Genomic DNA, 11190 nt, shown 5'->3' with positions numbered 1-11190 from the left:
AGGGGTTAAGGATTTTAAGGATTAATTGTTTCGGAAGACGGGGCGGCCACATTTGCGGAGGATTCCCGGGGGAATCGGGTTCCCAGCATCGAGGCGCTGGCGCTGGCCGGGGGGTAAACAATTGCGGTCAATATTGTAAATATAGGAACCATTCCGACCAACACGATTGTTAGACCCAAGCAAAACATCTACTAGAATGTCACGGATATTAATGCGATCGCCCACCTGACCGAGAAAGAGCGAAAAAAGCTGGTTGCGGAATCGATCATCATTACGCAGTTGGTTGAAACGGTCTTCAGGAATATCGCGATATTCATTGCGAATGTCTGTCAGAATGTCTTGCCATGTTTGGGGACTCGATGTCCGCTCAATCTGACTAAAACCCTGGCCACCTCTCCGAGCATTGTTGGGTTTGGCGATCGCCTCAGGACTAAGGACGAACCCCCCTGCGACCAAAACAGAGAAGAGGGTTAGCTGAGATATTTTTCGTCTAAGAATGCCCATGGTATCTGCTGATGTCAACTCAAATTGCTATGGTGTATAGGGTAGACGAAAAGCCCCCGGCAAAGTTCCCGGTTACTGCCCCCAAGGACTCCCATGCTCCCTCCCCAACGCCAAAAAAGTCTTTATCGCCTCATTGATCGCCTGGGTCTGCCTGACAACCTGGGCATCCGCTGGGAACTTTTAGATCTTGCCCTCACCCACCCCAGTATTTCGCCTGACAAGAACTATGAACAACTAGAATTTATCGGTGATGCGGTCGTTCGTTTAGCGGCCTCAGAAGTGCTCTACAGCGAATATCCCGATGAACCGGTGGGGGAATTTGCCGCGATTCGCTCGATTCTAGTCAGTGATCGCACCTTGGCGGAATTTGCCCATTTTTACAATTTAAAGAAGTATCTGCTTTACCATGGCCATTACCATGGTGCAGGGGAAATTTCTCTGTTGGCTGATGCCTTTGAAGCAATGCTTGGGGCACTTTTTTTGACGACCAACGATTTGAGCTTGGTGCATCCCTGGTTAGATGATCACCTCCGCCTCAAAGCGGCTGAAATCAAACGCGACCCAGCCCGGGAAAACTATAAAGATGCTCTGCAAACCTGGAGCCAGGGGGAATATCAAAAACTGCCCACCTACCAGGTGACGGAAAATGTTCATTTCCACCACGAAGAAGAACGATTTCTAGCGAAAGTCTGGCTCGGCGATAATCTTTTGGGTCAGGGGGTTGGTCGCTCCAAAAAAGCCGCAGAACAGGCCGCTGCTCGCATGGCGTTCGAGGCGATCGCCCCCCTCGATGATTGCCGCCCCCAACCGTAAAAAAGCGCCGAGGGATCTGTCCTAGTTACGATCCGCCGACGCTTTTTTTTGGCCTCACACCATCATATGCTGCCTAAGACGAAGTTTTCGTTCCCTTAGTTCCGCTAACTTCTTTGGATGGCATCGATGATGGCTTGATTGGCCTCCGGAAATTGATATTGCCCTAATTCTGCTGGCTTAACCCAACGGATCTCTTGGCACTCGATCGCCAGAGCTTCTCCCCCGGTGGGCCGACACCAATGAACATGGAGGGAAACCCTAAATTTAGGATAATTATGTTCGATTAAAATCAGGCGATCGCCCACCTGAACGTCCAGGTTGATTTCTTCTTTAATTTCCCGAGCAATACAAGCTTCCACCGTTTCTCCCGGCTCGATTTTTCCCCCGGGAAACTCCCATAGTCCTGCCATTTCCCCGGTATTCAGGCGGCGATCGATTAAAATTTCCCCCTGGTCATTGTGAATCACTGCCACACCAATATGTTTATGGGGCAAAGCCATGCCTAATCTCTCCCATGACGCAAAACCCAACTATTATAGGAGATTCCCCCAAAGCCTGACCTCCTTAGGGATTGTGCCAATGATTCGGTAGGGATGTGCCTTGCGACTTTTTCTAAACTGTGACTTGGATTACAATTAAGACCACCAAAGCCCGTTGGGAAGCTGAGATGATGGGAGAAATCCTCTCTGCCCACAGCATCCCCAACCGTGTCCTTGATATTGGACTGGGAATTTATTTTGGCCAAGGTAGCCAAGCTGCCCTCCAAGTGCGATCGCAAGATCAATGGACAGCGTTGCTTTTGCTCAGTCCCCCAGAAGATGCCCCTTAAAACCATTTGTGTTTCGCCCTAACCGCCTATGTCTCTCTTTGATTGGTTTGCCGCAAATCGCCAAAATTCCGAAACCCAGCTCCAACCCCAACAGGAGCGAGAGATCGCCGATGGCCTCTGGACAAAGTGCAAATCTTGCGATGCTCTGACTTACACCAAGGATCTGCGCAACAACCAAATGGTCTGCAAAGAGTGTGGTTTTCATAATCGAGTGGGGAGCCGGGAACGCATCCGCCAGCTTATTGATGAAGGCACTTGGACAGAGATTGGGCAGACCATTGCTCCCACGGATCCCCTAGAATTTCGTGATAAAAAAGCCTATGGCGATCGCCTGAAAGATTACCAAGAAAAAACAGGCCTAACCGATGCAGTCATGACAGGTACAGGGTTGATTGATGGCTTACCCATGGCGCTAGCTGTGATGGATTTTGCCTTTATGGGGGGCAGCATGGGTTCTGTGGTCGGGGAAAAAATTTGCCGTCTCATTGAACATGGTACTGCCGAAGATTTGCCTGTGGTGGTAATTTGCGCTTCCGGCGGTGCAAGAATGCAGGAAGGGATGCTCAGCCTGATGCAGATGGCGAAAATTTCCGGAGCCCTTGAACGGCATCGGGCAAAAAAATTACTGTATATCCCTGTGTTAACGAATCCTACTACCGGGGGAGTCACTGCCAGTTTTGCGATGCTAGGCGATCTCATTATTGCTGAACCCAAAGCGACCATTGGTTTTGCCGGACGCCGTGTGATTGAACAGACCCTACGGGAAAAGCTCCCCGATGATTTCCAGACTTCAGAATATCTACTGCAACATGGTTTTGTCGATGCGATCGTCCCCCGTACAGCCCTCAAGAAAACCTTGGCGCAGATGATCAGCTTGCATCAGCCTTTTCATCCCATTTTGCCGGAATTACAGTTGGCTCCCCAGGTGGAAAAAGAAAAGGTCTATGAGCCAGTTGCTTCTACTTCTACTAATGATTTTTATAAATAAAGTTAGACCCTGATTTTGGCGATCGCCTCCCAGTTTATCGGAGACTTTACTGTCAAGATCTCCCAATGATTAAGTGAATAAATGCCATGCTTCAGGGATTTTGTTGCCAAATGTACTGTTCTTGCAGGCATTCATGTTAACTTTAGTTAAAGATCTCTTTGCCGCAGGCCAATAACTCATTTTCGAGCGCCGCGCAGAGGGACATTTTTTTTCTTGAAGTTATTGATTCAGGTCAAACGGGAGTAGGGATATGGGAAATGTGATCAATCAAACTTGGCAAAAAACAGCCCTGAGCTGGGAATATCACAAGGCCGCAAACCCACGCCTTGCAGAAGTGCCGATTCGTGCTTTTCCTGCCAGACTCCATGAAACCGGAGAAACGCGCATTATTGCCCTAGATCTGGCTCCAGAATTGGGCACGAAATATCCTGCCACAACTCCCAATCTCCTCGCTAACTACATCCGCATCAAGCCCGGGGAAAAAATTCAGGCGATCGCTGCTTCTAGTTCCGAAGTTTTTTATGTGATGCGCGGCGCTGGACGCACAGAAACAGAATATGGCGTACTCGAGTGGAAAAAAGGTGATTCCTTTACCCTGCCGATGAATGCTGGTGTCACCCACTATGCCGACGAAGATAGTGCCCTGTACTGGGTCCATGACGCGCCGATGTTGGCCTATTTAGGGGTCCGGCCCACAGCTCCCCGCTTTGAACCGGCTTTTTATGCAGGTGAATATCTCAATGGTGAAATCGAGCGAATCCGTGAAGAGGGCATCCGTCGCAACCTCAATCGCAATGGTGTGATTTTAGGCAACCCTGAAAGTGAAGCCACCCGCACCGCCACCCATACCATGTGGTCTTTATACAATCTCGTACCACCCCATTCTTCCCAAAAGCCACACCGTCATAATTCCATCGCCTTAGATCTCGCGGTCTCTGCTAAGGAAAATACCTACACTTTGATCGGGAAATCCTTAGACAACGACGGTAATATCATTAACCCCGTAAAAGTCATGTGGCAGCCCAACAGCGTTTTTGTGACGCCGCCGAGCCTGTGGCACTCCCACCACAACGAATCCGATGCCGATGCGTTTGTTTTCCCAGTGCAAGACGCAGGGATGCAGATTTATATGCGCACCCTTGATATTCAATTTGCCAAGTAAATCGGCACTATCAGCCGCTAATTCTTTGAGGCTCTCCCAATTGAGGAGAGTTTTTGTTTTTCTCAAACGACTTAAAATCAGTGGAGCTAGAATATCGGTAATATCTATGGCTGATCCTCTTGATGGGTATATTCTTTCCCATCACGCCCATGAAGTTTTACAACGAAGTGATCGCAATTGTATTGATCCAGCGTGGATACAACGAGCTTTAGCAGAACCTGATTATGTTGATCGGGATGAGAGGACGAATGCTCTAAGGGTTTGGAAGCGCATTCCAGAATATGGAAATCGTGCTTTGAGGGTTGTTTACAATCCAGAAAAACAACCTCCTGTAATTATCACTGTATTTTTTGACAGGGGCTTTAAGGGATGAACATGATCGAATACGACCCAGAAACGGATACCGCCTATCTTAAGATTCAGGAGGGGAATTATCTTGAGTCTGAAGAAATTAGTGCAGGTGTAATTTTAGATTATGACCAGAACGAAAACGTTATTGCTTTGGAATTGTTAGGGGTTAAATCGCTTCAACCGAGCCAATGGCAAAGCTTAAAGTCTCAAATGCCAGTGAGTGCTTATGAACAGTTACAAGTCTTTTTTGCAAATGCAAGTCACGTCTAGATAGATTGCGCCCATGGGCATGAAGCTTTTTCAGGATTTTCTTTCTCTTTTCCTTCAGGATAAATGTCCTCTATGCGATCGCCCTGGAGTCAACGTGGTTTGTAACGACTGCGATCGCCAACTGCACCAAACAAAGTTAGTTAATCCAAAACGCTACTGGCGCGGGGATCTACCGCTATTTGCTTGGGGCCAATATGATGGCATTCTCAAACGGGCGATCGCCGCGATGAAATATAACAATCACCCCCAACTGGGGCAATGGCTCGGCACACAACTGGGTTTGCAGTGGCGCCAATCTTTTCCGCATTTGTCAACCTTAACCGTCGTTCCCATTCCGATGCACCCCGAAAAACAAAAACAGCGGGGTTTTAACCAGGCAGAACTGATTGCCCGTCAATTTGCCCGAGTTAGTAAGCTACGTTACAGCCCCCGAATCCTACGACGGACCAAAGCCACCCAAGCCCTCTTTGAGCTGACTGTGCCACAACGACAGCAGGAACTGCAACAGGCTTTTTCCCTCGATCTCCAAGGGACTCAAAAATTACCAAAACAACCGATTTTATTGATCGATGACATCTACACCACCGGGACAACTGCCGCTGAAGCGCAGCGCACCTTGACCAAAGCAGGGCTGAAAGTTTATGGCATTGGGACGATCGCCACCCCAAAAAAAGAAACAAGCCGACGGTGAGTGCAGAAGGAATTTGGCTGGAAAATTCCCTATCAACGGTAGAATATGGTTTGATTATGCAAGCCCATAATGTTGCTAAAGCTCCATGATTTCAAGTAATGACTTCCGTACTGGTACCTCCATTGAATTAGACGGCTCTGTATGGCGCGTCGTCGAATTTCTCCACGTAAAACCTGGTAAAGGTTCTGCCTTTGTACGCACCAAACTCAAAAATGCCCAGACTGGCAGTGTGGTTGAAAAAACTTTCCGCGCCGGTGAAACCGTGCCCCAGGCTGTTTTAGACAAACGCACCATGCAACATACCTATAAAGAAGGTGACGATTTTGTCTTTATGGATATGGAAACCTATGAGGAAGTCCGCTTAACCGAAAATCAAATCGGCGATCGCGTGAAGTACCTCATGGAAGAAATGGAAGTAAACGTTTTGTTCTGGAATACCCAGGTTATTGACGTAGAATTACCAAATACCGTCGTCCTCGAAGTCACTGAAACTGACCCTGGCGTTAAAGGCGACACCGCCACAGGTGGGACAAAACCGGCGATCGTCTCTACCGGTGCCCAGGTAAATGTCCCCCTCTTTATCTCCATCGGTGAGCGGATCAAAATCGACACCCGCAGCGATACCTATCTCGGACGCGAATAACGAAAGACGAACTTTTCTGGAGATCCAGATTTAAAGTTTTTGGATCTCCCCCTACCCATGCAGTTGTGAGGAATAACTTGTTCTGTGGCTATCAATTTACAAGAGATCCAAGAGTTACTATCTACCATTGGTCAGACCAATGTCACCGAGTTCGAGCTCAAAACCGATGATTTTGAGCTCCGGGTGAGTAAAGGAACAGTTGTTACCGCTGCCCCGCTGGTCGCTTCCCCCGAGGTAATTGTTCAAGCTAACCCAGCAGCCGTTGTTGCTCAAACAACGACGACCCCAGAGGTAACCCCCGTTGAAGCACCGACAACTGGCGCCACCATTGATGATAAGTGGGTTCCCATTACTTCCCCCATGGTTGGTACTTTCTATCGCTCTCCAGCGCCAGGGGAATCACCCTTTGTGGCCATTGGCGATCGCGTGGGCAACGGACAAACCGTTTGCATCATCGAAGCGATGAAATTAATGAATGAAATTGAAGCGGAAATTAGTGGCGAAGTGGTAAAAATTGTCGTTGAAGATGGTGAACCCATTGAGTTTGGACAAACTCTGATGTGGATCAACCCTGCATAACCAGTTTGGTGTGCAGTTGATACAATAAGCTTAAACGTGTTTTTGCAGAGAAAATCAATGCCCGACGACCCTTCGATCTCCCCAGAAGTCCTTCAACAGGTAGCTTCATACTTTAGTGTTCTGGGAGAACCGATGCGTCTCAGGATTCTCAGCATCTTGCGGGATGGTGAGCATTGTGTCCAAGATCTAGTGATCGCAACCGACACCAGTCAAGCGAATGTATCTAAACATCTCAAGATTATGCTCCAGGCTGGTATCTTACAACGTCGTAGTGCAGGTACTTCTGCTTATTACCGGGTAAGTGACGAACTCATCTACGATTTATGCAACCTCGTTTGCAACCGTCTGGCGGAGCGCATTGAAGAACAGGCCAAGAAATTTCGGAATACTTCTCTTGTGCTTTGACCTTGAGGCGAAAGTCTTTTTTGATACTCCATCAAGTTAATAGTAAGGATTAGATCATAAAAGTTTACAATGAAATTTAACTGACCCAGTATTGATTTCCTAGCCCATCTACAGATAGCGGATCCTATGACTTCCTATTCCACTTTTTCTGCCAGAGCCGAAATGAGTGAACTTCGTCGCCTTAAGACGCTCCTCCCTCCTGAATTACAGAGTTGGGTCATGGTTGAAGGGACCACGGAGGTGAATCCTCCGCTCATTCGCTGCGAAGAACTGGGGAAAGATGAAGTAGAAATTCAGATTGATTTGGCTAAATGGGAAAACCTCGCCCTGGACCAGCGTAATCTGCTTTTTTGGCATGAAGTTGCTAAGGTGCAAAATGATACGATTCCCCGGGAAGGCTGGGAAATGGCGGCCTTGGCCATCGGCTTAGGGGGCGCGGTAGGGGAACTTTGGGTACAAGATGGTCTTTTACTGGTCTTGGCGATCGCCCTTTGTAGCTTTTCCGGCTATCGATTATGGCAAAAAAATAGTGGCGAAAAACGGATGACTGTGGCCATTGAAGCAGACGAACAGGCCATCCGGCTAGCCACCCGTTTCGGTTACACTCTCCCTAACGCTTACAAGAGTTTAGGTAGTGCCCTAAAAACATTGATTGAGCAGACTCCCAATCGCCGCAGACGGAAGGACTATGAAACGCGTCTCCAATTTTTGCGCAAAAGTGCGGCTAAAGCGAAAACCCAGATGGAAGACCAGCAGGTGCGCCGCCCAAAAATGGGCTAATTCTAAGGGCTGGCGATCGCCTTTTGTTGGGCTTTTGTTTCGGCCACAGCCTGTTGCAGGGTTTCAATGAGTTCTTGATCCAAATAAGGCTTCGTCAAGTAGCCATTAGCCCCTAATTGTTGTGCCAACTGTCGGTAACGCTTGCTGCCGCGAGACGTCAACATCAACACTGGCAGGTCTGTTTTCGGATGTTTTTTCCGACAGCGCCCAAGAAATTCAAAACCATTCATCTGGGGCATTTCCACATCACAAATAACCCCTTCTACCTCTGGGTGCAACTCCAGTTGATTGAGGCCATCGGCACCATCTTGGGCTTGGATGACACGGTAGCCTGCCTTTTGGAGAGTCGTCGAGAGGGTTTGCCTTGTGGTCAGGGAATCATCGATGGCGAGCACCGTGGGTAGAGCTAATTTCGGCTGGAGATTTTGCAATTGGGTGTCGATAATTGCCACATTTTGGCTGTCTTTTTGGAGAACTCGTTCTATCAAAGCGGCTCCATCTAGAACAGGGACAAGGCGGCCATCTCCCAAAATTGTGCAACCAGACATATAAGTTGGTGGGGCGATCGCCGTGCTGAAAGGTTTGATCACGAGATCCTGTTCCAACAAAATTTGGTCTACCCGCAGCCCAACCGCTTCGGTTCCCTGGGTAATCACGAGAATCATTTGCTGACCCGCCTGATTCCAAACATTACTGGCACTACTTTGGGCGAGGGCTCCCATCTGTTGGCGACTAGCAATAATCGAGGCAGGATAGTTAAATCGATTCAGGAGAGTTTGGACGAGGGGAACGCTCTGGCCCTGCCAGCGGAACTGTTCTTGATTGTCCTTCATGAGGAGATCCTGTTTGCTGGCAGCGGCGATCGCCGACAAACTATTGACCGGAATCGCAAAGAAACTTTCCTGCCACCGGAAGATTAATAATTTTGTGATCGTCATGCTCCAGGGCAACCGGAGGGTAAAAGTCGTCCCCTTATTCGGTGTTGAAGTGAGGGAAATATTTCCCTTCAGGGCGCGAATTTGCAGGCGTACCGCATCGAGGCCTACCCCGCGGCCAGACAAATGGCTCACCTTATCCGCCGTCGAAAAGCCCGGCACAAATAACAGCTCATAAATTTGGGCATCGGTCAGGGCTGCTGCTTCCGAGGGACTGACTAAACCGCGGCGCACCGCTTTTTCTCGCACCTTGTCAATATTGATGCCCCGACCATTATCTTTGATTTCTACGTAGGTGGAGTTCCCCCGGTTATAGGCCTTAATCGTAATGGTTCCTTCTTCAGATTTGTTGCTGGCGAGACGCTCTTCCGGGGAGTCAATACCATGGTCAAAGGCGTTACGGACTAAATGTACTAAGGGATCGTAGAGCTTAGAGAGCACCGCCCGGTCAACTAATGTATTGGTCCCCTCCAGATTGAGAGTCACAGGCTTGTTACCCTTGATCGAGAGGTCTCGGACTGTCCGGGGAAAGCGATTTAACAAATCCCCAATGGGCAGCATGCGGGCCTGGAGGAGGTTATTTTCGAGTTGCTTGAGGGTTTGTTGACGCTGCTTGAGGGCTTGCTGATCCTGCTGGGCAATGAGAGTCGTATCTTCGATGGTCTCACTGAGTTGGGCCATTTCCTCCGTCATGGTGGAGGCAAAAATAACAAACTGGGCCAGTTGAACCCGAGCCTGGGGATTTTTAATGATCAATTCCTTTGCATATTGCTGAAATTGGCCTGTAATTTTGTTGAAACGGTTATACCATCGCTTGAGAGAACTCAAAGCATCACTGCTTTGCTTGTTGCGGAGTAAGGCACTGTTATCTTGGGTGACCAGTTCTCCTACCAGGTTATTGAGGTGGTTGAGGCGGCCCATTTCTAAGCGGACACTCAAGGTACTGGTATCGATGGTGGGCAGGGCCGGACTGGCGGCAGCCGTGGCAGGCATCGGCACGACAGTTTCTGCGGGGGCCGCTATTTTTTTAGCTGGTTCCGGGGCCGGAATAGACGCAGGGGCAGAGGACGGTGGTGCGACGGGGCTAGGTGCTGGGGGACTGGGAGTGGCGGCGATCGCCGCAATGGGCTCTTCTTCTGCCATCATCACAAAGCTGGCGAGATCTACCGGGGCAGCTTCAGCATCGTCACTTGCTTCATCTTCGATGATTAATCCCGCCAAATCCGCTTCACTCAAAATGGGCGTTTCTGTGGTCGCGTCTTGGGTCAAAAATTCTAGGGCGGCCAATTCATCTGGATCTAGAGACAAACTATTATCAAAATCACCAGTGTCATTATCAGACTCTCCAAAGGTAACCAGGGAGGCAATTTCGGCTTCATTGAGGAATGGTTCTTCCTGTGCTGGCATCGAAAGCATGGCACTGGGATCCCCCGCCTGGGTTAGTTGGAGAAGGGCTTCGCTGGGCTCCCCTCCCTGGCTGCGATCGCCATCGAGCACCGCGGCTTGACCTGCCTTAAAATCAGCGAGGGCCAACCGTGCAATTTGCACGTATTGCGCTTCATTGACCTTGAGGGCTTCGTTAGCAGCTTGAGCAATTGCCGCAAAACCTTCTAAGTTCAACATATCGCCGAGGGTCGCTAACACTTCAATTTGTGAGGCGAGCTCCCCCTTTGGGTTTTTACTGGGAGGATTTTTGACATAGTTTTCGAGGCGGCCGAGGGCCTGGGGGACTTCTTCTTTGAAAATAAATTCCGTGATGTCTCCCTCCATCTGCATCTCGGGTAATTCTGCTGCCTCGTCAAGGGCATGACCTAGCTTTTGTTCTAATTGACCAAAGATTGGCTTAGCCCGCTCAATGGCATGGTCGGGGTCATAGACTCCCTGGTGAATTTGTTGATTAATCGGCTCCTGAAGCGCATCATAGGCCTGAAGCAGGAGATTTTCCAGTTCCACATCGAACACCGTATCTTCTTTGTAGAGGGCACGAATGCCATTTTCTAGGTCGTGGGCAATGGACTGGATTGCCATCAACCCTACACAGGCAGCCCCTCCCTTAATGGAATGGGCTGCCCGCATCAAGCCGTGGATTTTTGGGGTCTCATGATCCTGGGAAAGGGTCATCAAACCAGATTCGAGGTGCTGTAAGAGCTCCTGTGCTTCTTGCACAAAGAATTCGTAGGCTTGATCGTTGGTATCAACAGTTTCCCTAGCCATTATCTGATGTGGTCCCCTAATCAACC

At 49.2% G+C, this 11190-nt stretch carries 14 protein-coding genes; 11 read left to right on the top strand and 3 right to left on the bottom strand.

What is annotated here, in order from left to right; translation table 11 throughout:
• Nucleotides 1-21: 21 nt before the first annotated feature.
• Nucleotides 22-504 (bottom strand): hypothetical protein, encoded by a 483-nt coding sequence (locus tag ACZ45B_RS12580; RefSeq protein WP_024546653.1) that lies wholly within the window; start codon nucleotides 502-504, stop codon nucleotides 22-24.
• A 93-nt stretch (nucleotides 505-597) separates the two neighbouring features.
• Here ACZ45B_RS12580 and rnc point away from each other — a divergent pair, with 93 nt between their 5' ends.
• Complete coding sequence (gene rnc, locus ACZ45B_RS12575; RefSeq protein WP_024546654.1) at nucleotides 598-1317, top strand: ribonuclease III; 720 nt, start codon at nucleotides 598-600, stop codon at nucleotides 1315-1317.
• A 104-nt stretch (nucleotides 1318-1421) separates the two neighbouring features.
• Here the strand turns inward: rnc and mutT are convergent, their stop codons facing one another.
• Complete coding sequence (gene mutT / locus ACZ45B_RS12570) at nucleotides 1422-1817, bottom strand: 8-oxo-dGTP diphosphatase MutT (RefSeq protein WP_024546655.1); 396 nt, start codon at nucleotides 1815-1817, stop codon at nucleotides 1422-1424.
• Between the two features lie 119 nt (nucleotides 1818-1936).
• On the opposite strand from mutT, the gene ACZ45B_RS12565 reads away from it, so the two are divergent.
• From ACZ45B_RS12565 to ACZ45B_RS12520, 10 genes are all read left to right on the top strand, one after another.
• Nucleotides 1937-2146 carry a hypothetical protein gene (locus tag ACZ45B_RS12565; RefSeq protein ID WP_024546656.1) on the top strand — a complete coding sequence of 70 codons (210 nt, stop codon included), beginning with the start codon at nucleotides 1937-1939 and terminating at the stop codon, nucleotides 2144-2146.
• A 28-nt stretch (nucleotides 2147-2174) separates the two neighbouring features.
• Nucleotides 2175-3134: an acetyl-CoA carboxylase, carboxyltransferase subunit beta gene (gene accD / locus ACZ45B_RS12560; protein ID WP_024546657.1), complete on the top strand. Its 960-nt coding sequence runs from the start codon at nucleotides 2175-2177 to the stop codon at nucleotides 3132-3134.
• A 250-nt stretch (nucleotides 3135-3384) separates the two neighbouring features.
• The gene (locus tag ACZ45B_RS12555) at nucleotides 3385-4296 is read left to right on the top strand and encodes a cupin domain-containing protein (RefSeq protein WP_024546658.1); all 912 of its coding nucleotides are present in this window, start codon (nucleotides 3385-3387) and stop codon (nucleotides 4294-4296) included.
• Between the two features lie 106 nt (nucleotides 4297-4402).
• A complete protein-coding gene (locus ACZ45B_RS12550; RefSeq protein ID WP_029681951.1) occupies nucleotides 4403-4669 on the top strand; it encodes a DUF4258 domain-containing protein in 267 nt (88 codons plus the stop codon).
• Nucleotides 4670-4671: 2 nt separating this feature from the next.
• Nucleotides 4672-4917: a DUF2283 domain-containing protein gene (locus ACZ45B_RS12545; RefSeq protein WP_236612500.1), complete on the top strand. Its 246-nt coding sequence runs from the start codon at nucleotides 4672-4674 to the stop codon at nucleotides 4915-4917.
• 13 nt (nucleotides 4918-4930) lie between these two features.
• Nucleotides 4931-5608 carry a ComF family protein gene (locus ACZ45B_RS12540; RefSeq protein ID WP_029681952.1) on the top strand — a complete coding sequence of 226 codons (678 nt, stop codon included), beginning with the start codon at nucleotides 4931-4933 and terminating at the stop codon, nucleotides 5606-5608.
• A gap of 85 nt (nucleotides 5609-5693) precedes the next feature.
• Nucleotides 5694-6251: an elongation factor P gene (gene efp, locus ACZ45B_RS12535; protein ID WP_024546662.1), complete on the top strand. Its 558-nt coding sequence runs from the start codon at nucleotides 5694-5696 to the stop codon at nucleotides 6249-6251.
• 84 nt (nucleotides 6252-6335) lie between these two features.
• Nucleotides 6336-6830, top strand: coding sequence for an acetyl-CoA carboxylase biotin carboxyl carrier protein (gene accB, locus ACZ45B_RS12530; protein ID WP_024546663.1), 495 nt, complete (start codon nucleotides 6336-6338; stop codon nucleotides 6828-6830).
• Nucleotides 6831-6887: 57 nt separating this feature from the next.
• Entirely contained in the window at nucleotides 6888-7235 is a 348-nt protein-coding gene (locus tag ACZ45B_RS12525) for an ArsR/SmtB family transcription factor (protein ID WP_024546664.1), read from the top strand.
• 126 nt (nucleotides 7236-7361) lie between these two features.
• Nucleotides 7362-8015 (top strand): DUF3318 domain-containing protein, encoded by a 654-nt coding sequence (locus ACZ45B_RS12520; RefSeq protein WP_024546665.1) that lies wholly within the window; start codon nucleotides 7362-7364, stop codon nucleotides 8013-8015.
• A gap of 2 nt (nucleotides 8016-8017) precedes the next feature.
• On the opposite strand, the gene ACZ45B_RS12515 is transcribed toward ACZ45B_RS12520, so the two are convergent.
• Nucleotides 8018-11164: a hybrid sensor histidine kinase/response regulator gene (locus ACZ45B_RS12515; protein ID WP_024546666.1), complete on the bottom strand. Its 3147-nt coding sequence runs from the start codon at nucleotides 11162-11164 to the stop codon at nucleotides 8018-8020.
• Nucleotides 11165-11190: the final 26 nt, after the last annotated feature.

It is taken from the genome of Picosynechococcus sp. NKBG15041c (genome assembly GCF_055380235.1).
The sequence above is the reverse complement of the archived record's forward strand: the minus strand, read 5'-3'. Positions and strand labels throughout refer to the sequence as shown.